This window comes from Cellulomonas fimi ATCC 484, assembly GCF_000212695.1.
GTDB classification, from domain to species: domain Bacteria; phylum Actinomycetota; class Actinomycetes; order Actinomycetales; family Cellulomonadaceae; genus Cellulomonas; species Cellulomonas fimi.
This window is the reverse complement of the sequence record NC_015514.1, coordinates 1,601,943-1,624,721: the sequence shown is the minus strand read 5'-3', so window position 1 is coordinate 1,624,721 and position 22,779 is coordinate 1,601,943. Positions and strand designations below refer to the sequence as shown.

General features: G+C 75.5%; 17 protein-coding genes and 1 pseudogene. 3 read left to right on the top strand and 15 right to left on the bottom strand.

Going from position 1 to position 22,779, the window contains the following annotated elements; all coding sequences use genetic code 11:
* Positions 1–59 precede the first annotated feature (59 nt).
* The 15 genes and pseudogenes from dhaM to pnuC form a co-directional block, all read right to left on the bottom strand.
* Complete coding sequence (dhaM, locus tag CELF_RS07485; protein WP_013770648.1) at positions 60–800, bottom strand: dihydroxyacetone kinase phosphoryl donor subunit DhaM; 741 nt, start codon at positions 798–800, stop codon at positions 60–62.
* Positions 797–1,429 carry a dihydroxyacetone kinase subunit DhaL gene (gene dhaL, locus CELF_RS07480; RefSeq protein WP_013770647.1) on the bottom strand — a complete coding sequence of 211 codons (633 nt, stop codon included), beginning with the start codon at positions 1,427–1,429 and terminating at the stop codon, positions 797–799. Before dhaL ends, dhaM begins: the two co-directional genes overlap by 4 nt.
* Positions 1,430–1,478: 49 nt before the next feature.
* A complete protein-coding gene (gene dhaK, locus CELF_RS07475; protein ID WP_013770646.1) occupies positions 1,479–2,474 on the bottom strand; it encodes a dihydroxyacetone kinase subunit DhaK in 996 nt (331 codons plus the stop codon).
* 238 nt (positions 2,475–2,712) lie between these two features.
* Positions 2,713–4,104, bottom strand: a complete 1,392-nt coding sequence (locus tag CELF_RS07470) for a bifunctional folylpolyglutamate synthase/dihydrofolate synthase (protein ID WP_013770645.1) — start codon at positions 4,102–4,104, stop codon at positions 2,713–2,715.
* Complete coding sequence (gene ileS, locus CELF_RS07465) at positions 4,101–7,385, bottom strand: isoleucine--tRNA ligase (RefSeq protein WP_013770644.1); 3,285 nt, start codon at positions 7,383–7,385, stop codon at positions 4,101–4,103. The genes CELF_RS07470 and ileS overlap by 4 nt, the downstream gene beginning before the upstream one ends.
* 360 nt (positions 7,386–7,745) lie before the next feature.
* Positions 7,746–10,115 (bottom strand): LamG-like jellyroll fold domain-containing protein, encoded by a 2,370-nt coding sequence (locus tag CELF_RS07460; RefSeq protein ID WP_013770643.1) that lies wholly within the window; start codon positions 10,113–10,115, stop codon positions 7,746–7,748.
* Between the two features lie 227 nt (positions 10,116–10,342).
* Positions 10,343–11,953, bottom strand: a complete 1,611-nt coding sequence (locus CELF_RS07455) for a glycoside hydrolase family 9 protein (protein WP_013770642.1) — start codon at positions 11,951–11,953, stop codon at positions 10,343–10,345.
* 74 nt (positions 11,954–12,027) lie between these two features.
* Positions 12,028–12,138: pseudogene (locus CELF_RS21515) on the bottom strand (cellulase N-terminal Ig-like domain-containing protein); the annotation flags it as partial.
* Positions 12,135–13,646, bottom strand: a complete 1,512-nt coding sequence (locus tag CELF_RS07450) for an AMP-binding protein (RefSeq protein WP_041553984.1) — start codon at positions 13,644–13,646, stop codon at positions 12,135–12,137. The gene CELF_RS07450 and the pseudogene CELF_RS21515, both read right to left, overlap by 4 nt.
* A gap of 88 nt (positions 13,647–13,734) precedes the next feature.
* Positions 13,735–14,379, bottom strand: coding sequence for a hypothetical protein (locus tag CELF_RS07445; protein WP_013770640.1), 645 nt, complete (start codon positions 14,377–14,379; stop codon positions 13,735–13,737).
* Complete coding sequence (locus CELF_RS07440) at positions 14,376–16,166, bottom strand: vWA domain-containing protein (protein ID WP_013770639.1); 1,791 nt, start codon at positions 16,164–16,166, stop codon at positions 14,376–14,378. Before CELF_RS07440 ends, CELF_RS07445 begins: the two co-directional genes overlap by 4 nt.
* The gene (locus CELF_RS19465; protein WP_013770638.1) at positions 16,163–17,107 is read right to left on the bottom strand and encodes a hypothetical protein; all 945 of its coding nucleotides are present in this window, start codon (positions 17,105–17,107) and stop codon (positions 16,163–16,165) included. The genes CELF_RS07440 and CELF_RS19465 overlap by 4 nt, the downstream gene beginning before the upstream one ends.
* Positions 17,104–18,699: a MoxR family ATPase gene (locus CELF_RS07430; protein ID WP_013770637.1), complete on the bottom strand. Its 1,596-nt coding sequence runs from the start codon at positions 18,697–18,699 to the stop codon at positions 17,104–17,106. Before CELF_RS07430 ends, CELF_RS19465 begins: the two co-directional genes overlap by 4 nt.
* Entirely contained in the window at positions 18,696–19,784 is a 1,089-nt protein-coding gene (locus CELF_RS07425) for an AAA family ATPase (protein ID WP_013770636.1), read from the bottom strand. Before CELF_RS07425 ends, CELF_RS07430 begins: the two co-directional genes overlap by 4 nt.
* Positions 19,781–20,377 carry a nicotinamide riboside transporter PnuC gene (gene pnuC / locus CELF_RS07420; protein ID WP_013770635.1) on the bottom strand — a complete coding sequence of 199 codons (597 nt, stop codon included), beginning with the start codon at positions 20,375–20,377 and terminating at the stop codon, positions 19,781–19,783. Before pnuC ends, CELF_RS07425 begins: the two co-directional genes overlap by 4 nt.
* 70 nt (positions 20,378–20,447) lie before the next feature.
* Between pnuC and CELF_RS07415 the strand changes: the two genes are divergently transcribed.
* The 3 genes from CELF_RS07415 (at position 20,448) to CELF_RS07405 (ending at position 22,748) form a co-directional block, all read left to right on the top strand.
* Positions 20,448–21,116 (top strand): HAD hydrolase-like protein, encoded by a 669-nt coding sequence (locus CELF_RS07415; protein ID WP_013770634.1) that lies wholly within the window; start codon positions 20,448–20,450, stop codon positions 21,114–21,116.
* Positions 21,117–21,185: 69 nt separating this feature from the next.
* Positions 21,186–21,941: a MerR family transcriptional regulator gene (locus CELF_RS07410; RefSeq protein WP_013770633.1), complete on the top strand. Its 756-nt coding sequence runs from the start codon at positions 21,186–21,188 to the stop codon at positions 21,939–21,941.
* A 126-nt stretch (positions 21,942–22,067) separates the two neighbouring features.
* Positions 22,068–22,748, top strand: coding sequence for a hypothetical protein (locus tag CELF_RS07405; RefSeq protein ID WP_013770632.1), 681 nt, complete (start codon positions 22,068–22,070; stop codon positions 22,746–22,748).
* Positions 22,749–22,779 lie beyond the last annotated feature (31 nt).

The window sequence follows — 22,779 nt, the reverse complement described above, 5'->3', positions numbered from 1 at the left end:
CTTTGCAGTCCATGCATTCTTCGTGCCGTCCCTCACACGGACCGCGGTCCGTGGCGTGGTCAGACCTCGCCGAAGCCCTGCTCGACCGCCGCGAGAAGGGCGTCCCGCGCCTCGACCGCCTGCGGACCGTGCGCCTCCACGACGACCTCCTGGCCCTGCACCGCACCGAGCTTCATGAGCTCGAGCACGCTCGCCGCGTTCACGCCGTTGACCAGCACCCGCGCGTCGAAGCCCGCCATCAGCCGGGCCACGACGGCCGCCGGACGCGCGTGCAGCCCGAGCCGGTTGCGCAGCACCGCCGACCCGCGGACCGTCCCGTCCTCGCCGCCGGGCCCGGGGCCGGCCCCGGGCGGCCCGGCGGACGCCTCCGGCGCGACCGCGAACGTCGACCCCGCGTGCTCGGCCGCGGCCACGACACCCGTGAGGTCCGCACCCCCGTGCGCGGCGACCGCCGCCGCGACGGCCCCCTCGACGAACGGCGCGTCCGCGAGCCGGACCCGCTCCGCGAGGTCGGGGTCGGCGAGCTCGAGCACCGACTCCGCGGTGAGCACCGCCGACCCCAGGTCCGTCAGGACCACGGCGGAGCGGCCGTCACCGGTCGCCTCCAGCAGGGCCGCCTCCACGAGGTCGAAGCTCGTGCCGAGCCCGCCGTCGGGACCGCCGCCCGCCGCGCGCAGCAGCACGCCCGGCGCCATCTGCGCGGCCAGCTCGACGGCCCCCTCGGCCAGCGTGCGGGAGTGCGAGACGAGGACGAGCGCGACGCGGGCCACGGTGCGGCCCGCGCCCGCCCCGCCGGTCACGCCGCCGCCTGCGCCGCTGCGGCGAGCAGGAGCTCGGTCGAGCGGGCGCCCGGGTCGAGGTGTCCCGCCGAGCGCTCGCCCAGGTAGGACGCGCGGCCCTTGGTCGCGACGAGCGGGATCGTGGCCTGCGCGCCGTCGGTCGCGGCGCGCGCGGCGGCGGCCAGCACGTCGGCCGGGCCCGCGCCCCCGTCGGCCGCGGCGACGGCCGCCTCCGTCGCCGGCGTCCACGCGTCGACCATCGTCTTCTCGCCCGTCGTCGCCTTGCCCCGCACGACGATCCCTTCCAGCGCGGCCTCGAGCAGGGCGACGACGCCGCCGCTGTCGAGCTCGCTCACCGCGGTCGCGCGCGACGCCCGCAGGAACGCGGTGCCGTACAGCGGGCCGGCCGCGCCGCCCACGGTGGACATGAGCGTGGTGGCGACGAGCTTGAGCACGTCGCCGATCTGCGCGGGCGGGGCGTCGAGCGCGTCGAGCTTCGCGACCACCGCCCTGAACCCGCGGTTGAGGTTCTCGCCGTGGTCGCCGTCCCCGATCTGCCGGTCCAGCTCGACCAGCTCGTCGCGGTGCTCCGCGACGGTCCGGGCGCACGCGCGCACCCAGTCGACCGCCCACGCCACGTCCAGCGTCATGCCCACGCTCCCTCGGCCCGTCCGACCGGCGCCCCGAGCAGGCCGCGTCTCACCAACGCAGCGCCGTCGTGTGCACCGGTGCGTCCCACAGGGCGGTCAGCTCGTCGTCCAGCCGCAGCACGGTGACGGACGCGCCCTGCATCTCCAGTGATGTCACGTAGTTGCCGACGAGCGAGCGAGTGACCTCGACCCCGCGCTCGGAGAGCAACGCGCGTGCCCGACGATAGACGACGTACAGCTCGGACGCGGGCGTGCCCCCCATGCCGTTGACGAACAGCAGCACCTGCTCCCCGCCCGACAGGCCGAGGTCGTCGACGACGGGCGTCAGGAGCATCTCGGTGATCTCGTCGGCGCCCGCGAGCGGGATCCGCCGCCGCCCGGGCTCGCCGTGGATCCCGATGCCGATCTCGATCTCGTCCTCGGGCAGGTCGAAGCTCGGCCTGCCGGCGTGCGGGACCGTGCAGGCGGTGAGCGCGACGCCCATCGAGCGCACGTTCGCGATCACGCGCTCGGCGACCGCGGCGACCGCGTCGAGGTCGCCGCCGCGCTCGGCGGCGGCTCCGGCGATCTTCTCGACGCACACCGTCCCGGCGACGCCCCGGCGACCCGCGGTGTAGAGCGAGTTCTCGACCGCGACGTCGTCGTCCACGACCACGGAGCGCACGGTGACGCCGTCGGCCTCGGCGAGCTCGGCGCCCGTCTCGAAGTTGAGGACGTCGCCCGTGTAGTTCTTGACGATCGCGAGGACGCCCTTGCCGCCGTCGGCGGCCTGCAGCGCGGGCGCGATCTGGTCCGGCGTCGGCGAGGTGAACACCGCCCCCGGCACGGCCGCGTCGAGCATGCCGACGCCGACGAAGCCCGCGTGCAGCGGCTCGTGCCCCGAGCCGCCGCCGCTCACCAGACCGACCTTCCCCGGGACCGCCCCGCCGGCGCGCGTGACGAACGGCGGGTCCGCGTGCACCGCGACGAGGTCCGCGTGCGCGGCCGCGAAGCCCTCGAGGGACTCGGCGACGACGTCCTGGGGATCGTTGATGAGCTTCTTCACGCTGACCGCTCCCTCCTCCGACGTGGGCGATCGCCCACGTCACGTGCGTCGCGGCGCCGTCGCCCGACATGCCTCACCCTCGCCGCGCCCTCCGGCACGGTCAAGGGGAGGACGTGCGCACCGGGTGCACGTTCGTGCAGGCCGGCGGGCGGCGACGTGCCTCGTCACCCCCGCGGGCGACGACGGCGGGCGGGACGGCGTGCGCCGAGCCCGCCCGCCCCAGGGCCGGTGTCGCGCGTCAGGGGCGGCCGAGCAGGATGCGCGCCTCCGCGACCAGCAGGATCGAGCCCGTCACGAGGACCGCGCCACCGCGCTCGACCTCGCCCTCCGCACGCGCCGCCGCGAGGTCGATCGCCTCGTCGAGCCGCTCGACCACGTGCACGCGGTCCTCGCCGAAGACGTCGACCGCGACCTCCGCGAGGTCCTGCGGGTCGAGCGCGCGCGGGTTCGACGCGCGCGTCACGACGACCTCGGCGAGCACCGGCTCGAGCAGCGCGAGGATGCCCTCGGGGTCCTTGTCGGCCATGACGCCCACGACCCCCACGACGCGCTGGAACGCGAACGCCTCGTCGAGCGCGGCGACGAGCGCCTCGACGCCCGCGGGGTTGTGCGCACCGTCGACCAGGACGGTCGGGCTCGACCGCACGACCTCGAGCCGGCCCGGCGACGAGACGTCGGCGAACGCGGTCCCGACGACGTCGCCGTCGAGCGCCGCTCCCCCGGTGAGGAACGCCTCGGCCGCGACGAGCGCGAGCAGCGCGTTGTGCGCCTGGAACTCGCCGTGCAGCGGCAGGAAGACGTCCGCGTACACGCCGCCGAGGCCGCGCAGCGTGAGCAGCTGCCCGCCGACCGCGACCTGCCGCTCCACGACGTCGATGTCGACGCCCTCGCGCACGACCCGCGCGCCCTTCTCGGCGGCCGCCGCGAGCACGACCCCCTCGACGACCTCGTCCTGCTGCGCGAGCACGAGCGTCGCGCCCTCCTTGACGATGCCCGCCTTGACCGAGGCGATCTCGGCGAGCGTGTCGCCCAGGTAGCGCTCGTGGTCCATCGCGACGGGCGTGATGACCGCGACCTCGCCGTCGGCGACGTTCGTCGAGTCCCACAGCCCGCCCATGCCGACCTCGACGACCGCGACGTCGACGGGCGCGTCGGCGAACGCCGCGAACGCCATGACCGTGAACACCTCGAAGAACGACAGCTGCGGCTTGCCCTCATCACGCGCGCGCTGGTCGACGAGGTGCACGTACGGCGCGACGTCCTGCCACACCTCGACGAACCGCTCGTCGCTGATGGGCTCGCCGTCGACGACGATGCGCTCGTTCACGCGCGTGAGGTGCGGGCTCGTGAACCGGCCCGTGCGCAGGCCGTGCTCGCGCAGGAGCCGCTCGACCATGCGCGCGGTCGACGTCTTGCCGTTGGTGCCGGTCAGGTGGACCACGCGGTACGCCCGCTGCGGGTCCCCCAGCAGCTCCATGACCTGCCGCGTGCGCTCGAACGACGGGTCGATCTCGTGCTCGGGGGCCCGGGCGAGGATCGCCCGGTACACCTCGTCGGCGGCCTCCCGCGCGGCCCGCGCCTGCTCGGCGCGCAGGTGCTCCGAGCCCCCGTCGCGTCCGCGGCGGCTCATGCCTCGTACCCGCCCGCCTCGACGGCCGCGACGTGCACGGCGACCTCCGGACCCGGCACGGGGTTGACCGTGACGGAGACCGCGAGGGTCTCGTGCGCGATGGTCTCGCGGTGCGCCTCGACGGCCGCGACGTGGTCGCGCGGCACGTCGAGCGTGAGCAGCACGCGGTCGCCCACGTGCAGGCCCGCGGCCTTGCGCGCGTCCTGCACCTGGCGCACGACGTCGCGCGCGTACCCCTCGGCGAGCAGCTCGTCGTCGAGCGCGACGTCGAGCACGACGAACCCGTCGCCCGACAGCACGCCCGCGGCGAGCTCGACGCCCTCGCGCTGCTCGACGACGGTCGCGACCGTGTACTCGTGCTCCTGCAGCGCGACGTCGCCGTCGTCGGTGCGCACCACGACACCGTCGACGGTCTGCTCCCACGCCCCGGCCTTCGCGGCCTTGATGACCGACTGCACGGCACGGCCCAGGCGCGGGCCCGCCGCACGCGCGTTCACCGCGAGCTGGGCGCTCACGCCCAGGTCGGCGGCGTCGGCGTCGTGCAGGCCGAGCACGCGGACGTGGCGGACGTTCACCTCGGACGCGACGAGGTCGAGGAACGGCCCGAACCACTCGGGGTGCGGCACGACGACCCGCAGCTCGCGCAGCGGCTGGCGCACGCGCAGCTGGCGGGCCTTGCGCAGCCCGAGCGTCACCGAGACGACCTCCCGCACGCGGTCCATCGCCGCCACGAGCTCGGCCTCGGTGCCGGCGGCACCCGCGTCCGTCGCCACGAGCTCGCCGGGCGTCGGCCAGTCCGTCAGGTGCACGCTGCGCCCGCCCGTCAGGCCGCGCCAGATCTCCTCGGTGACGAGCGGCGCGAGGGGCGCCATGACGCGCGTGAGGACCTCGAGCGCGGTCCACAGCGTGTCGAACGCGGCCTGGTCCTCGTCCCAGAACCGCTGGCGCTGCGTGCGCACGTACCAGTTCGTGACCAGGTCGAGGTGGTCGCGGACCGCCTCGCACGCCTCCGCCACGTCGTACGCGTCGAGGTGCTTCGTGACGTCCGCGACCAGCCAGCGCGTGCGCGCGAGCAGGTACCGGTCCATCGTCGCCAGGCCCTCGGCCTCGCGCTCGTCCACGCGCTGCGCCGACAGCCCGGCACCGCCGCGCGCGGCCCCGGCGTAGAGCGTGAAGAAGTAGTACGTGCTCCACAGCGGCAGCAGCACCTGGCGCACGCCGTCGCGGATGCCCTCCTCCGTCACGACGAGGTTGCCGCCGCGCAGGATCGGGCTCGACATGAGCGACCAGCGCACCGCGTCCGAGCCGTACTTGTCCCACATCAGGACGGGGTCGGGGAAGTTGCGCAGCGACTTGCTCGCCTTGCGACCGTCGTCGCCGAGCACGATGCCGTGGCACATGACGTTGCGGAACGCGGGGCGGTCGAAGATCGCGGTCGCCAGCACGTGCAGCGTGTAGAACCAGCCGCGCGTCTGCCCGATGTACTCGACGATGAAGTCGCCCGGGTAGTGGTGCTCGAACCAGTCCGCGTTCTCGAACGGGTAGTGCACCTGCGCGAACGGCATCGCCCCCGAGTCGAACCACACGTCGAGGACGTCGGGGATGCGGCGCATGGTGCTCTTCCCGGACGGGTCGTCCGGGTTCGGGCGCGTGAGGTCGTCGATGAACGGCCGGTGCAGGTCGGGCTCGCCCGCCTCGTTCGTCGGCAGGCGGCCGAAGTCCGCCTCGAGCTCGGCGAGCGAGCCGTACACGTCGACGCGGGGGTGCAGCGGGTCGTCCGAGACCCACACCGGGATCGGCGTGCCCCAGTAGCGGTTGCGGCTGATCGACCAGTCGCGCGCACCCGCGAGCCACTTGCCGAACTGCCCGTCACGGATGTGCTCGGGCGTCCAGGTGATCTCCTGGTTGAGCTCGACCATGCGGTCGCGGAACTCGGTGACACGCACGAACCACGACGACACGGCCTTGTAGATCAGCGGGTTCCGGCACCGCCAGCAGTGCGGGTAGGAGTGCTCGTACGTCTCGTGGCGCACGACGACGGCGCGCCGGTCCGCCGCGACGCGGGCGAGCGGGCCCGTGCCCCCCTTGAGGTCCGCGATGATCGGCTTGTTCGCCTCGAAGACCTGCTGGTCGGCGTAGTCCCCGACCTCGGCGGTGAAGCGGCCCCGGGCGTCGACCGGCACGACGGGCGCGATCCCGGCGGCGTCGCACGCGACCATGTCGTCCTCGCCGAACGCGGGCGCGAGGTGCACGATCCCCGAGCCGTCGTCGGTCGTGACGAAGTCGGCCGTGAGGACCTGGTGCGCGTTCTCGTGCCCCGCGAAGTAGTCGAACGGCGGCGTGTACCGGCGACCCGCGAGCTGCGCGCCCGTGAGCGTCTCGACGACCGTCGCCTCCCCGAGCTCGCGCTGGTAGGCCGCGAGCCGGGCGGCCGCGAGCACGACGCGCTCACCGGGGTGCGCCTGCCCGAACGGCGAGTCCGCCGCGGGCTCGGCGACGACGTACTCGACGTCGGCCCCCACGGCGACCGCCAGGTTGCTCGGCAGCGTCCACGGCGTCGTCGTCCAGATGAGCGCGAGCTCCCCGGACTCCAGCCGCAGGCCGACCGTGAGCGCCGGGTCCTGGCGCGACGCGTACACGTCGTCGTCCATGCGCAGCTCGTGGTTGGACAGCGGCGTCTCGTCGACCCAGCAGTACGGCAGGACGCGGTAGCCCTCGTACGCCAGGCCCTTGTCGTGGAGCTGCTTGAACGCCCAGATCACCGACTCCATGAAGGTGACGTCGAGCGTCTTGTAGTCGTGGTCGAAGTCCACCCAGCGCGCCTGGCGCGTCACGTACTCGCGCCACTCGCCCGTGTACCTGAGCACGGACTCGCGGCACGCCTGGTTGAACTTCGCGATGCCGAGCTCGTCGATCTGGGCCTTCTCGGTGATGCCCAGCAGGCGCTGGGCCTCGAGCTCGGCGGGCAGCCCGTGCGTGTCCCAGCCGAACCGGCGCTCGACCCGGCGGCCCTTCATCGTCTGGTAGCGCGGCACGACGTCCTTGGCGTACCCCGTGAGCAGGTGGCCGTAGTGCGGCAGGCCGTTGGCGAACGGCGGGCCGTCGTAGAAGACGAACTCGTTGCTGCCGTTCTCGCCCGCGTCGCGCTGGTCGATCGACGCCTGGAAGGTCCCGTCGGCGTCCCAGTGCGCGAGGACCTCGCGCTCGAGGCCCGGCAGGTCCGGCGACGCGGGCACGGGCTGGTCGGGGCGGTGCAGCGGGTAGCGCGGTGCGGTGGTCACCGTCGGGTCTCCTGGTCGATCGCTCACGGCCACGAGGACGACCACCCCCTGGCGGGGACGACCGCGGTACCACCTCGCTTGCCGGCTCCCCCGGGCGGGGTCGTCGACCTCTCTGCTGCGGCTGTGACGGGCCTGCCCCGTCCGGTTCTACTGGGGCGGCTCCCCGGTGCCGGGGTCCCGCCTGTTCTTCCGGAGGCTCGCCGGTGATGGCCGGGTCGACGCCTGTGCCCCCGAGTCTAGCGACCCGTCGCCGGGGGTCCACCACCGCGACCGCGTCGGCGCAGGCCCGTGCGCCGTGCTCGGGCAGGCCGCGGCCCGGCCGCCCAGGAGGAGAGGGGCGACCGGGCCGCGGCGGGAGGGTCAGCGCGTCGCGAGCGCGGCGACCTCCGTGGGGGTGAGCGCGGAGCTCCACACCGACACCTCGTCGACGTCGCCCTGGAACGGCGTGTCCCACCAGTTGACGCCGAGCGCGAAGGTGCCGGCGGTCGTCGTCAGGACGCCCGGGAACCCCGTGCCCGTGTACGCGGCCTCGCCGTCGACGTAGACGACCACGTCGCCGCCGTCGACCGTGAACGCCACGTGGCTCCACCGCCCGACCGGGATCTGCGTACCCGTGCCCGCGTCGTACCACTGCGAGCCGGACCACACCATGGTCGAGCCGCCGACGCCGTCGTGGCCGCGCGGCACGACGCTCACCCACGCGTTCGCGTCGCGGGCCGCGAAGAACGCGGACGTGTACGGCGTGAGCACCTGCGGGCGCAGCCACATCGCCGCGGACCAGGTGGCCCCGGAGACGAGGCCGTCGGGCAGGCGGACGCCGGACGTGCCGTCGAGGTGCACGGCCTGGCCACGAGCACCGTCCGCGACGTACGTGACCTGGCCGCCGGCCTGGTCGAGCCTCGGGCCGGTCGTGCTCGCCGGGACGCTGCGACCCGTGCCGTCGGCGAGGTCGCCCTCGAACGACCACGAGCCGACGACGCCGCCCGCGACCCGCTGCAGGACGGTCACCGGGAAGGTCACGGCACGGGTGCGCGTGCCGTTGGTGACCGTCGCGGTCAGCGTGACGTGCGCGTCCCCCGCCCCCGCCTCGGGCCGCGTGACGTCGCCCGTCGTCGAGACGACGGCCGGGTCGGACGACGTCCACGTGATCGTCGTGCCGTGCGTGCCCGTGGTCGGCAGCGCCAGGTCGGACACGACGGCGGTGGTGTCGCCCAGGTCGAGGTCGGCGACGACCGCGTCGACCGCCTGCTTCGCGGTCATCGGCGGGACGGCGCTGCCCCACAGGGTCACGCCGTCACGGGACAGGACGCTGAACGTCACGACCCAGCGCGCGAGGTCCGGCTGCCACGAGCGCGTGAACACGCCGTCGTAGCGTGTGCCGCCCACGTCGAGCCGCGCGCGGTTCTTCCCGGACAGCGACCACTTCCCGGTCACGGCGCCGGAGACCTTGCCGTTCGACTGCAGCGTCACGCTCTGCGCGCGGCGCTGGTCCGCGGTGAGCGCCTTGTCGTGCGTGACGAGCGCGTAGTCGCCCGCGACGTCGCCGCGCTGCACGCGACGGTCGTCGCCACCCGCGTAGCGGTACGGGTCGAGGACGGGCCAGCCGTCCGCGTTCATCCACAGCTGGTGGACGCGGACCTCGTGCTCCTCGCCGCGCCCCGGGAACCGGGAGTGGAAGACGAGGAACGTCTCGCCCGTCTCCGGGTCGCGGTACCAGCTGTTGTGGCCCGGCGAGAGGTAGCCGGTGCCCAGCCCCTCGCCGGGGTCGCCGACCTCGCGGGCGACCAGGTGGTTGCCGAGGATCTTGGTGCCGAACGGCTCGATCGACGCGTCGTCGAACAGCGGCTTGCTCGGGTCCGCCTTCACCTGCGCCATGTCGTTGCCGGCGGCGTCGACGTACGGCCCGTCGGGGTTCGTGGAGCGCGCGACGCGGACGTTGTACGCACCGTTCGCGTCGAGGCCGCCGAACGACAGGAAGAGGTAGTAGAACTTCGTGCCCGGGTCGTACATGACGGTCGGGCCCTCGATGCGGCTGTGGTTGCCGCCGACGAGGTGCGTGCCGTAGCCCTGCCCCGGCACGGGCTCGCCGGTGGCCGGGTCGAGCGCGAGGACGAAGATGCCGCCCGAGTACGAGCCGTACACGAGCCACCAGTCGCCCTCGGCGTCGACGAAGACGTCCGGGTCGACCGTGTTGGGGTGCACGCGGGCGTCGTAGATCGCGCCGTCGACCGCGTCGGAGGGCTGGTCCCACATCCCCGACCGCAGGAAGATCCCCTGGTCGACGTAGGGACCGTCGACGTCGTCGCTGACCGCGACGCCCATCGCGGAGCGCGGCGAGTCGCCCTTGCAGGCGTTGTAGTACATCGCGTACCGGCCGTCGGGCAGCTGGATGACGTCGGCGGCCCACAGGGTGTCGGTCTGGGCCCACGCGAACGTCTCGGCGAGGTTCGCCCGGACGTCGTCGAAGAGCGGGTTGTCGGCGTTCGCGCCGTCGGCGACCTTCTCCCAGTGCAGGAGGTCGTCGGTCTTCGCGGCGGCGAGGTGGCTGCCGAAGACCCAGATCTCGTCGTCCGCGACCACGACCGAGGGGTCGTGCACGGAGACGTCCTGGAACGTCGGCGGCGGTGGACCGGCCGGGCGGCGGTCCGCCTGGGCCGGGGCGCTCGTGGCGACGAGCGCGAGGGTGACGACGGCCGCCGAGAGGGCGGCGCGCAGGGGGCGACGGGCCATGGAGAGCTCCTGGTGCGACGTCGGACGCAGGACAGGCACGGTTCGCGGCGGTTCGCCGGAGGTGCCGGTCCGAAATCTACAACGTTGTGGGACTTCTGTACATCGTTGTACGAGACGAACCGCCAAGGACGCCGGACGGCGGGGCCGCGCGCGTCGACCGGACCGCGGGGTGCGCGCGCCCGTCGCAGCGGTGGCCGTCGTGCTCGGCCGGCGTGCCGGTCGGGCCGTCAGCCCTCCGCCGCGGGGCTCGGGCGCCCGTCGCCCAGACCTGCGAGGTACGCCGCGACCCAGGCCAGCGCCGAGTTCCAGTTGATCGTCATCTCGTTCACGCCGTACGCGCCCACGTCGTCGACGAAGCAGCACTGCGCGGGCGAACCCGCGAGCGCGGCCGACACCGGGTCGGGGCAGTCGGAGTTCGGGCCCCCCGAGACCGTGCCCCGCGGCGGGTGCGGCAGGGCCGGGTCGAGCTGGTGGGCGTACCAGCGCGAGTGCTGGTTGCGGACGTCGCGCGTGCCGTAGCCGGTCACGTAGGACACGCCGAGCGCGTTGCGGCCGAACACGTAGTCCACCCCGCCGAGCACCGCGTCGCGGTACCGGTCGTCGCCCGTGATCTCGTGCGCCGCCGCGAGCACGGCGAGGTTGTTGAGCAGCAGGCCGTTCGAGCCCCAGTCGTACCGGCCGCTCGTCGGCACGTAGGGGTGGCCGAACGGCTGCGTGGCCTGCGCCTCGACCAGCGCGTCCGCCGCGTCCACGACGGACGCGCGCACGAGCGCACGCTCCGGCAGCGCGCTGTCGACCGTCGCGAGCTGCAGCCGCGCCCACGCCGCGACGTGGTTCCAGTCGAAGCCCTCCGGGCGGAAGGCGGGAGCCGTGCCGCCGAGACGGTAGGGGTTCGCGCGCAGGTCGGCCGCGTACCGGTCCTCGCCCGTCGAGAGGTACAGCTCGGTCGCCGCCCAGAGGCGGTCGTCGTCGACGTCGGTGTCGTCGTAGGGCCCGCTGCCGGCGTTCTCCAGCGTGTTGGTGTCGGGCGCGAGCAGGACGGGGTGCGCCTGCGCCGCGTCGTACGCCGCGCGCGCCGCGGCGAGCAGCCGGTCGGCGAAGGCCGCGTCGTGCGGTGCGAACAGTCGCGACCCCTGCGCGGCGACCGCCGCGAGGTTGAGCGTCGCCGCGGTCGACGGGCGGTGCAGGAAGCGGGGCTGCGGGTCGTCCGCGGGGAGCATCGGCAGCGGCACCCAGCGCTCGTCGGAGACCTTGTGGTGCACGAGGCCCGCGAGCGGCTCCCCCTCGGGCACGACCATGCGCAGCATCCACTCGAGCTCCCAGCGCGCCTCGGACAGCACGTCGGGCACGCCGTCGCCGCTCTCCGGCACCCGCAGGGAGCCGTCCCCCAGGGCGCCGGCCGTGCCCGTGCGCAGCGCGCGCTCGTACAGTCCGAGCAGCTGGGCGACCGCGATGCCGCCGTTGACGACGTACTTGCCCTGGTCCCCCGCGTCGTACCAGCCGCCCGTCACGTCGAGCGCGTACCCGCCGGTCCAGCCCTCGTACAGGTCGACGCCCGCCGCGGTCGTCGCGTGCCCCGCCGGCAGGCACGCCACGTCGCCGTCCCCGCCGTTGGGTGCCACGTCCACGTGACCCGCGGCGCGCCCGTAGCCGGCTCCCAGCAGGTCCTCCTCGATCGGGATGCCGCTGCGCTGGCCGTAGAACACCACGAGCGAGTCCACGCGCAGGCCGTCCCACAGGTCGCCACCGATCGCGAACGGGTCGCTCGTCGCGCCGTCCGCCTCCAGGACGTAGCCCGCGCCCGGCTCGTGCACGTCGTCGAGGTGCAGCGTGTGCACGTCCAGCCCCGCGGACGGGTCGTGCCCCGCGGGACCGACCGGCCTGCCGCGACGACGGCGCCGCCGCGCAGCAGCCGCCACGCCACCGGGTCGGTCGCGTCCGTGACGAGCGTCGCGGCCTTCGGGCCGTGCGTCAGGTACCCGACCTGGTTGACGCGCACGCGCGGGGCGTCCTGGGCGGTCATGGGTTGTCCTTCCCGAGCGTCGAGGGGACCGCGTCCGAGCGGAAGCGGCGGGGCTTGCCGGGGCCGAGCGCGGCCGGGTCGTGCACGACGTCGAGCCGGACCGGGCGGCCGAGCCAGCGTTCGACCGCGTCCGCCGCGGCGCGGGCCGTCGCGACCGGGTCGGCGCCCAGGCCCGTGACCGGCAACGCCGTCAGCCGGACGTCGCCGGCGACGTCCTGCACGAGCTCCCAGCCCGCCAGGCCGTACGCCTGCAGGAGCTGCGTCGCGTCGATCGACGAGCTCGCCGAGCCGTCCGCCGCGACGAACCGCACCGGCGCCCGGCCCTGCAGCCCGACCAGCACGGTGCCGCGCGCGTCGCGGACCAGCGCGGCCGTGTCGCCCGTGCGGTAGCGCAGCAGCGGCAGGTACGGGTTCTCGTCGACGGTGACCACGACCTCGCCGCGCTCGCCGTCGGGCAGCCGGCGCCCGTCCGGCCCGAGGACCTCGACGAAGACCCGCCGCGGCACCACCACGTGGCCCGCGCCGTCCGTCGAGACCGCGACCGGGCCGGTCTCGCGCAGGCCGTAGAGGTCGAGCACCGGGCAGCCCCACGTGCGGGCCACCGCGTCCCGGACCGCGGGCGGCAGGTCCGTCGCCCCGTTGACGACCGCGACGGGGTGCAGCGCGAGGCCCGCGGCGGCCAGGTCGAGCAGGTGCAGCAGAGGGAGCGTCGACGTGCTCAGCACCTGCGGGTCCGCCGCCTGGAGGTACCGCTCGCGGTCGCCGTCGCCGCGCCACACCGACGCGTGCAGGTTGACGCGCGCCATGACCGGCGCGGGCGTGCCGGGTGGACGGCGGAAGCCCGTCATCGCGGACACGTACGTGAACGACGCACGCTGGTCGACGACGTTCGCGAGTCCCAGCCGGTCCGGGTCGACCTGCCAGGTCGCACCCGTCGCCTCGACCAGGTGCTGCAGCAGGACGAGGTCCGCGGCCACCGACAGCGGGTGCAGCGGCACGAGCAGCGCCGCGCCCGTGTGTCCCGAGCTGCTGCCCTCGAGCACCCGGTCGAGCGGCACGTCGAGCGGCACGTGCGCGGCCGCGTCGGACAGGTCGGAGCGGGTCGTGGTGGGCAGGTCGACCAGCGGGGTGCCCGGCCCGCTGCGGCCCTCGCGCGCGGCGCGGCGCCAGCGCGGGACCGTCTCGTGCACCCGCGCGACCAGCTCGCGGACCCACGCAGGCTCGTCCGCGGCCTGCGCCGCGGCGCAGCCCGGAGCGGCCAGCCGGCCGGCGACCGCCTCGAGCGCGTCGAGGTCGTCGGGCCGCAGCCGGTCGCCCGTCGCGTGGACCCAGACGGGCGCGTCCGGCCGGGACCGCCACGCGTCGACGCGCGCGAGCCCGAGGGCGTCGAGCGTCGGCCAGCGCTCCTGGTCGGTCAGCGCGACCGAGCCCATCGCCGCGTACTCGCCGAGCGCGGGGTCGGGGACGAGCGCGGGGTCGGGAGCGGTGGCGGCGGTGGGGTCGGGCACGGGGACCGGGTCGTGGTCCGGCACGCCGCCGCCGGGTGCGCCGGGGGCGGGTGCGCGTCCCGGGCCGCCGTCGGGGCCCGGCGCGGGGTCAGTAGTTCGCATACTGCGCCGCCGCCTCCTTGGCCTTCTGCTCCGCGAGCGCGCGCGCGAGCGCCTCGGCCCGCGCCTGCTCGACCGCGAGCGCCTGCGCGACCCTGCGCTGGTAGGCCGAGCTCACCGTGAGCCAGCGGTCGTCGGCGGTCGCGGGGTCCTCTCCCGCGGGCAGGACGCCACCGAGCCGCAGGACCGCGCGGGCCAGCTCCTCCCGCGCCGTCTCGTCGCGGACCCAGTCGCGGGCCGGTCGCTGTCCCGCGAGCGTGCGCTGCACGCCGGCCACGACCCCGAGGAACCAGCCCGACAGGCCGCCCGCCGACGCCGCCGCGGTCCGCACGCCGGGGGCGTCGGCGAGGGTCGGGTCGGTGGCCAGCCAGCAGACGAGCCCGACGAGCGCGCGCCGCGCGGGGCCGTCGGGCGACGTCACGCGCAGGTCGGCGTCGAGCGCGCGCAGGGAGTCGCGCCCGAGCACGGAGCGGTCGAGCCCCACGGCGACGTCGGCCACGAGCGCGGGCACCGACACGGCAGGCTCGAAGAGGTCGGGCGGCGCGAGGGCGAGGCGGTGCACGAGCGCCGCGAGCGGCGGCCCGCCGGTGACGCCGGCCGGCACGCGCTCGAACTCGTCGGGGTGGTCGGTCACGCCTCGTCGCCTCCCCAGGTGCTCGCGGCCATGCGGCGCACGAACGTCAGCAGGTCCTCGTCCGTGAGCACGCTGTGCACGGCGTACCCCTGCGCCCGCTGCTCGAACGTCGCGACCCACTGCGGTCGCGCGTGCAGCACGAGCGTCCCGCCGCCCTCGGCGGCGCGCAGGGCCTCGCCGGCCGTCGGGTCGTCGTGACGGGGGTCCGCCGCGCGCGGCCACCCCATGCCGAACATCGTCGCGATGCCGTCGTCCGAGATGACGGCCACGTGGGTCGGCCCGCGCCGCGTCGGCGGCGCACCGGTGTCGGGATCGCCCAGGTGCGTGCGGCGCAGGAGCGCGAGGGGGAACGACGTGGCTCCCCCGAAGTACGCGACGACCGCGCGCAGCACCGCGTCGGCGTCGCGCGTGAACCCGTCCGTCCCGGCCACCTGGCCGGCACCGCTCCACGTCGTCGCCTGCACGCGTGCGCCCGCCCGCAGCGCCGACAGCGCGAGGATCGCGCCGGCGAGCGCGATGGGTGCGCGCGTGCGGCTCGGGTCCGGCATCGAGCCCGACGAGTCGAGGTACAGGTCCAGGTCGACCAGGCGCTGCTCGCTCTCCTCCTCGGGGTCGTCGAGGTACGCGCGGCGGACGGTCGTCATGCCCGGCACGACGACGGGCGACGCCGTCATGGTCCCGGTCCAGTCGACCGACGCGAGGTCGTCGCCGACCTCCCACGGCTCGAGGCCCGCGATCAGCTCGTCCGCCGGCCGGGGCCGGCGGCGGGTCGGGAACGGCACCAGGTGCCGGGCGGCGTGCTCGCGGTACCAGGCGATCGCGACGTCCTCGCGGGACGTCGTCGCCCCGAGGGCCGCGAGCACCGCGTGCAGCGCCGCCGGCTCGAGCACGTTGCCGCCGCCCGGGGGCGGGACCTCGCCGTCCTCGCCGACCGCGGCCTCGACCGTCCCGGCGCCCACGACGCGCGGGTCGAGCGAGGGGTGCAGCACGGGCGCGCCCAGCGTCGGGTCGGTCGCGACGCCGAAGGGCACCGAGCCGTCGTCGCCGCCGGGCCCGCCGCACGCGACGCGAACGAGCGTGCGGGTCCGCGCGCCCAGGTCGCGCAGCTGCTCCTCGGGCACCGTGGTGCGCACGAGCGACGCGAAGCCCGCGGCGCCCCCGACGGGGTCCCGGGCGTAGGCCCGCACGAGGCGCGCACAGAGCATCGCCTGTGCGTCGGGAGCGGCGTGCGCGCCGACGAGCGTGCCGCGCGGCAGCCCCCACAGGACCTCGTTCGTGCGCAGCACGAGCAGCATGAGGACGTCGTCCGCGACCGGCGGACCCACGGCGGCCGACAGTGCGGCCCGGTCCACGCCCGCGCGGCGCTGGAGCCGGTCGTTGATGAGCAGGTCGCACCACAGGTTCGCGACCAGCCCGACGAGGTGGTCCATGTCGACGAGCCCCGCCTGGACGCGCGCCGCGATCCGGACGTGCGACGCGCGGTCGACGGGTGCCAGCAGGTGGTGGCCGATCTCGTGCGCGAGGACCGCGAGCGCGTGGTCCTCGACGCCACGCTCGCGCACGACGGTCAGGTCGACGTGCACCTCGACGTCCTCGACGTCGTACCAGGCCCACGACGGCATCCCGCAGGGCTGCTGGTGCAGCACGGGCGGGTGCAGGCGCGTCGTGCGTCCCCATGCCGCGAGCGCCTGCGGCCACGTGGCCCGCCAGCGGCGCTCGAGGTCGTCGAGGGGGGCGTCGGCAGCACCCGACGGCGCGGTGCCGGGCGTCCCCGCGGGGGCCGTCACGCGGCGACCCGCACGACGTCGAGCGAGTACGAGTGGCGGCGGCTCACGACGAGCACGCGCTCGTCGCCCCCCGCGGCCGCCCAGCCCGTGACCTCGTCGTCCCACGGCACGGGGAGCGTGGGGGCGCTCGCGCGCACCTCGTCGTCGGTCGTGTCGAGGCGGACGACGGCGCTTCCGTGGACGTCGAGGAGCACCGCCCAGCACACGCCGTCGGTGCGCACGTGGCAGCCGGACGACGCCGTCGACGACACCCGCGGCACGGCGAGCCACGGCCCGCCGAACCCGCGGAACCCGCCGACGCGGCGCACGACCCCGACCGGCGACGGCACCCCGGGCCACCACCACGGGTCGGCGGCGTTCCGGTCGAGCACCGCGGCGACGTCCTGACCCGCGGGCAGCCCGAGCACGGCGGCGGCCAGCGGCGCGGGCAGCGCGGCCGCGCGGCGCAGGGCGGCCGCCCGGTAGCGCACCCCGCCGGCGCGCCAGGTCGCGACGAGGACGGCCGCCCGCAGGTCGTCGACGTCGGCGGTCGCGGGGGCGGCCGCGAGGAGGTCCGCCCACCGGGCGGCGTCGGCGCCGCGCCGGACGGCCCCCGCCGACGCGACGAGCAGCGGCACCACGACGTCGGGGCGGGCGCGCACGAGGGCGGCGGCCCGCGGGACGACGTCGACCAGCGTGTCGTGCTCGGCGACCCCGGCGCGCCAGCGGTCCCGTCCGGCGAGGTCGGTCACGGCAGCGAGCAGCGCCCGCCCGAGCCGCGGGTCGAGGTCGCCGTCGGACAGCCGCTCGGCGACCGGCACGACGTCCCGCACGGCGGCCGCGACGGGGGCGGCGTCGCCCCGGCGCGCGGCGGCCGCGCGCAGCACCGGGTCGGCGTGCGCGCGGTCGGCGGCGAGCCAGCGGCCGAACGCGGACCCGGGGTCCAGGCCGGCACCGCTCACGCGCCGCTCCAGCGCAGCCACGCGAGGTAGCCGGAGTAGCGCTGGTGCGCGTACTTCAGCGCGAGGGCGTCCTCGTACAGGCTGCCGTGCAGCTTGGTCGCGTCCTGCCAGCCGGCGAGCACGCCCTCGATGTGCGCGAGACGACGGCGGACCTCGGCCTCGGGCAGCCCGTCGAGCCCCGCGTGCAGCTCGTCGAGGATCGTGCCGACCGGGTCGTCCGTGTCGAGGTCCTCGGCGTCGTACAGGACGCACGCGGAGTCGAACAGGTCCCGCAGCCAGGACACGCGGTCGATGCGCATGGCCTCACGCGCCGGGTCCTCGAACGTCGGCGACGCGAGGTCGGGGTGCAGCTTGTCGTGCAGCACGAACGGCAGCACGGCGCGCAGGTCCTCGAGGCCGACCTCGGCCTGGCCGCGGAAGTACGCCATCGCCTTGGCGTAGAGCACGAGCGACTGCAGCGCCCGCACGGACAGCCCGTTGAGCGTCTGCGCGCCGATGTCCGAGCGCAGGTCGCGGCCCGAGTCCCGCGCGAGCACCCGGTGCGGGTCCTCCCCGGCGAGCCGGACCGTGTCCTTGGTGCGGTACTCGAGCTGCACCGCGCCGCGCTCGGCCAGCTCGAGCTGCGAGGCGAAGTACTCCAGGCGGCGGCGGACGTGCCGCGGGACGGGGACCGCGACGACCTCGCGGTGCAGCCGGTCGTGCTCGTCGGCGTCGAACACGACCGCGGGCGGCACGTTCTCCTCGGGGCGCAGCCCGCGCTCCGCCCGCGAGACCAGGTCGCCGAGGAAGCGCGAGTTGAACGACAGGGCCTTGACGACGACGTCGATGCGGTCGCGCAGCGCGTCGACCACCTGGAAGGTGCCGCCGCCCGCGTCGTCGTTGGCGGTGAGGTACCAGGCCGCGTGGCCGGTCTCGTAGACCTGGTCGAACACCTCGACGTAGCCGTCCGCGAGGACCGTGAGCAGCGCGGACTGGGTGCGCGTCGGGATGCGGTTGTACTCGTCGACGATCTTCACGCGGCGGCCGAGCCACGAGCGCCACGCGACGTCGATGTCCGCGAGGCTCTCCGCGGCGACCAGGTCGCGCGGCAGCGGTGTGCCGAACATGTCCTGCACGGTGAGCTGCGGGTGGCCGTGCTGCATCGCGCGGCGGACCTCGTGCACCGGGTAGCCCGCGAGGACGCCCATGAGGATCGCGCTCGCCGTCTTGCCGCGGCCCGGTCCGCCCACGAGCAGGCAGCGCCCGCGCACCGCGAACGTGAGCAGCGGCAGCAGCACGAACGACGAGTACGACTGGTCCGTCGGGAGATCCACCTCGGCCTGCGAGTCGCCGAGCCGGAAGCGCGTGCGGGGCCGGTCGGCGTCGTGGAACTCGACGTCGTAGTGCGGGCTGATGATCGCGTGGTTGACCATCCAGAAGTACGCCTGGCGCAGCTTCTCGTCGAGCGGCGCACCGGCGGACCCCGTGGGCGCGTCGGCCCCGGCGAAGAGCTGGTCGACGTCGAGGTCGAGGCGGGCACGCGGTGCAGCGGCCCCGGCCCGTGTGGGGGCGGCGGAGACCTGGTCGAACGCGTCGGCGGTGGGCGTCGTCACGGGCCCGAGTGTGGCAGAGCCAGAGCCGCGGCCAGGTCCGGGACCTGCTCGTGGCGCTGCTCCATCGGCTCGGCGAGGGGTCGGGGGCGGTCCCGCAGCGGCTCGACGAGCGCGAGCGCGGCGGCGAGCCGCTCGCCGGGGTCGCCCCGCAGCTCGACCCACGGCGCACCGCCCGCGGCCTCCTGCTCGGCGAGGACCTCCCGGAACCGGTCCTGCATCGCGTGCCGCAGGTGCTCGCCGTCGCGCAGCCCGTCCTGCACGAAGGGGATCTCGTCGCCCGTGAGCAGGTAGAGGTCGGGGACGCGGCGCGCGGCGAGGGACCGCACCGACGGAGACGGGCGGCCGACGTAGCGCTCGTGCCAGACCGCGGTCGCCAGGACGTCGGTGTCGCACACGAGCAGCGGCACCGGCGTGCGCGCGGCCGCGTCGTCCTCCGTGCGGGCCTGCTCGCGCGCGACGAGGTCGAACTCGGCGGTGTGCCACGGGGCGGTGAAGCCTCCCGGGCGGATCTCGGACCACTCGCGCCCGAACTCGGCGACCGTCGGCAGCCCGAGGTGCGCGGTGAGCGCCTCGGCGAGCGTCGTCGTGCCGGTGGACTCCGCGCCGATCACGACGACGCGCCGCACGAACCACGCCCGCACGGCAGCGGGCAGCGCCCACCAGTACGCGCCGGGGTCGGCGCGGACCGCGCGCGCGCTCACGGGCGTCCCGCGGCGGCCGGGGTCGACCTGCACCCAGCGGGCGCCGAGGCGGCGCGCGAGCTCCTCGCCGTAGTCGTCGGAGCTGAACAGCGCGTCGACGGGTGCGTCGAGCAGGCCCTCGATGACGGCGGTGTGGGCCTGCCAGGCCGCCTCGCTCGCGTAGTCGACCGGGGCGTCGTCGAGGCCGTGCACGACGTGCGCGCCGGGCAGCTCGTCGCGCAGCCACCGCGCGCGCAGCTCGGCGGGCAGGCTCTCCTGCGAGGACGCCAGGACCTGGACGGTGACCCGCGCGCACCGTGCGAGGGCGGCGCGCACCAGCGCGAGGTGGCCCGCGTGCGGCGGGTAGAACTTGCCGATCACGAGCCCGTGCGCGAACGCCGTCACGCCGGGACCGCCGCGGGTTCGCGCTCCGGCTCCGGCGACGGCGCGAGGGCCCGGCGCCAGTCCCGCCAGCCGACGACGCACAGCACGATGAACCCGGCGTACAGCACGGCGGTGAGCACGAGGCCCTGGCTCGCGTACAGGCCGACCAGGACGACGTCCGTGGCGATCCAGACGGCCCACGACCCGACCCACTTGCGGCCGAGCATGAGCTGGGCGACGAGGCTCGACGACGTGGTGAGCGCGTCCCAGAACGGCGCGGCCGAGCCGGCGGTCGCGGACAGCAGCGCGGTGAGCCCGGCCGTGCCGGCGACGATCGCGACCGCACCGGCGGGCCACACCCAGCGCGGCGTGCGGGACACCGCGAGCGTGCCGTGGTCCGCGCCGCCGCGGACCCACCACACCCAGCCGAGCACGGCGAGCACGACGTAGACGACCTGCAGGCCCGCGTTCGCGTACAGGCCGGTCGTGGCGAACAGCCACACGAACAGCAGGTTGTTGGCGATCCCGACCGGGAAGTTCCAGATGTTCTGCCGGGTCGCGAGCCACACGCACACGGCGCCGCTGACGAACCCCAGGACCTCGACCCAGCTCACGACCGGACACCCTAACGGCGGGGACGGACGGCCCGGCGCGCGGCTCCACGGCCGCGAGAGGATCACCCGCATGCCCGCTCCCCTGGTCCTGCTCGACCTCGACGGCACGCTCGTCGACTCCGCCCCCGGCATCACCGCGTGCGTCGCCGCGGCCTACCGCTCCGTGGGGCTGCCGGCACCCGACGCGGCCACGCTGCGCTCGTTCGTCGGGCCGGGGATCTGGGAGAGCCTGCGACGCCACGGCGTGCCGGAGGAGCTCGTGCCCGACGTGGTCGCGGCCTACCGGGAGCGTTACGCCGCGACGGGCCGGCACGACGCCACGGTGTTCGACGGGATCCCCGCCCTGCTGGGCGACCTGCGCGCGGCGGGGATCCGGCTGCTCGTCGCGACCGCGAAGCCGGAGGCGTTCGCGGTGCCGATCTGCGGCGACCTGGGTCTGACCCCGCTGCTCGACGGGATCTTCGGCACCTCGCTCGACGAGTCCACGTCGAAGGCCCAGGTCGTGGCGCGCGCGCTGGCGTCCGCGCCCGACCACGACCCGGCGACGACGCTCATGGTCGGCGACCGCGAGCACGACGTGCACGGCGCGGGCGAGCACGGCGTCGGCTGCATCGGGGTGACGTGGGGCTACGCCGCACCCGGCGAGCTCGCGGCGGCGGGTGCGCTGGAGGTCGTCGGCACCGCGGACGCGCTGCGCGCCGCGCTGCTCGCCCGGCTCGGTGCCGACGCGGTCGTCTGACCGCTTGACCTTGACGCTGCGTCAACTCCTACCGTGGATCAGGACCACACAGGGAACGGGAGGGACGCGGTGGAGGCCTCGATCCAGGAGGTCGCCCGGCTGACGGGCACCACGAGCCGCACGCTGCGGCACTACGACCAGATCGGGCTGCTCGAGCCCAGCCGGGTCGGCGAGAACGGGTACCGCTGGTACGACGAGGACGCCCTCGTGCGGCTCCAGCGGATCCTGCTCCTGCGCGACCTCGGCCTCGGGCTCACCGAGATCGGCCGGGTGCTCGACCGCGAGACCGACGAGACCGCCGCGCTGCGGCGGCACCTCGACTGGCTGCGCAGCGAGCAGCAGCGGCTCGGGCGCCAGGCCGCGTCCGTCGTCCGGACCCTGACCGCACGGCAGGAAGGAGCACCGATCATGGCCGACCAGATGTTCGACGGGTTCGACCACACGCAGTACCAGGACGAGGTCGAGCAGCGCTGGGGCAAGGACGCGTACGCGCAGTCCGACGCCTGGTGGCGCGGCATGTCCGACGCGGAGCGCACGGCGTTCCAGGAGCGCAGCGCGACGCTCGCGCGCGACTGGGCGTCCGCCGCGGAGGCAGGCGTCGACCCCGTCTCCGACGAGGCCCAGGAGCTCGCGCGGCGTCACGTCGCGTGGCTCGGCGGCATCCCCGGCACGCCCGGGGCCGGCAGCACCCCCGTCCGGGAGTACGTCGTCGGCCTCGCCGACATGTACGTGGCGGACCCGCGGTTCGCGAAGAACTACGGCGGCGAGCCGGGGGCGACGTTCGTCCGCGACGCGCTGCACGAGTACGCGGCCCGGCACCTCTGACGCGCACGCCCGGTCGAACCGCCCGGGCACCCGGGCTCCACGCCCTGGTGCCCGGGCGCACCGCCCGCCGAGTCTCCTTCCAGCCGCCGGCACGCCACGCCGGCGCCGAGACGAAGGAGCACCCGCATGACCAGCACCACCGCCGACCCGACGGCCACCCCGACGCGCCGCGGCCCGGCGACGAGCCGCGCCTGGGCGTGGACCGGCGTCGCCGCGGGCGCCCTCGGCGTCGCGGCGATCCAGGCCTCCATGGCGACGTCCACCGACTGGGAGAAGGTCGCGGGCGACCCGGTCGCGATCCTCGAGGATGCGGCGACCAAGCAGTCGGCCTTCCTCGTCTTCCACGTGCTCGCGACGCTGACCGTCGTCCTGCTGCCCGTGTTCGCGGCCGGTCTGCGCCGCCGCCTCGACCAGCAGGCTCCCGCCGGGTCGCTGCAGGGCATGGTCGCCGCGACGGGGCTCGTCCTGACCGCCGCGGCGCTGCTGCTCGGCAGCGGCCTCGACACGCAGTTCACGTTCGCGTTCGCGGACACCTCGATGATCGTCCCCGAGTCCGGCGCCTTCTACACCGACTGGGTCGCGACGATCCCGTGGCTGTGGCTCGGTGCGGGCCTCTCGGCACTCGCCCTGGGCGTCGCCTCGCTGCGGCACGCCGCGGCGCCGAGGTGGATCGGGTGGGTCAGCGTCGTGCTCGGCGGCCTCACGGTGCTCACGGGCATCTCGCCGCTGCAGTACCTGTCCGGGTTCGTCGGCCCGATCTGGCTGCTCGTCGTCGCGCTCGGCTTCGCGCTGGGCGACCGGCGCTGACGTGCCCGCCGCTCGCGTCGGGCCCGCGCTC

Excerpts from the sequence above, each read along its gene's own strand:
- dhaL (WP_013770647.1), bottom strand. The coding sequence starts at position 1,429 with ATGACGCTGGACGTGGCGTGGGCGGTCGACTGGGTGCGCGCGTGCGCC.
- CELF_RS07470 (WP_013770645.1), bottom strand. The coding sequence starts at position 4,104 with ATGAGCCGCCGCGGACGCGACGGGGGCTCGGAGCACCTGCGCGCCGAG.
- CELF_RS07405 (WP_013770632.1), top strand. The coding sequence starts at position 22,068 with ATGACCAGCACCACCGCCGACCCGACGGCCACCCCGACGCGCCGCGGC.
- CELF_RS07415 (WP_013770634.1), top strand. The coding sequence starts at position 20,448 with ATGCCCGCTCCCCTGGTCCTGCTCGACCTCGACGGCACGCTCGTCGAC.
- CELF_RS07460 (WP_013770643.1), bottom strand. The coding sequence starts at position 10,115 with ATGGCCCGTCGCCCCCTGCGCGCCGCCCTCTCGGCGGCCGTCGTCACC.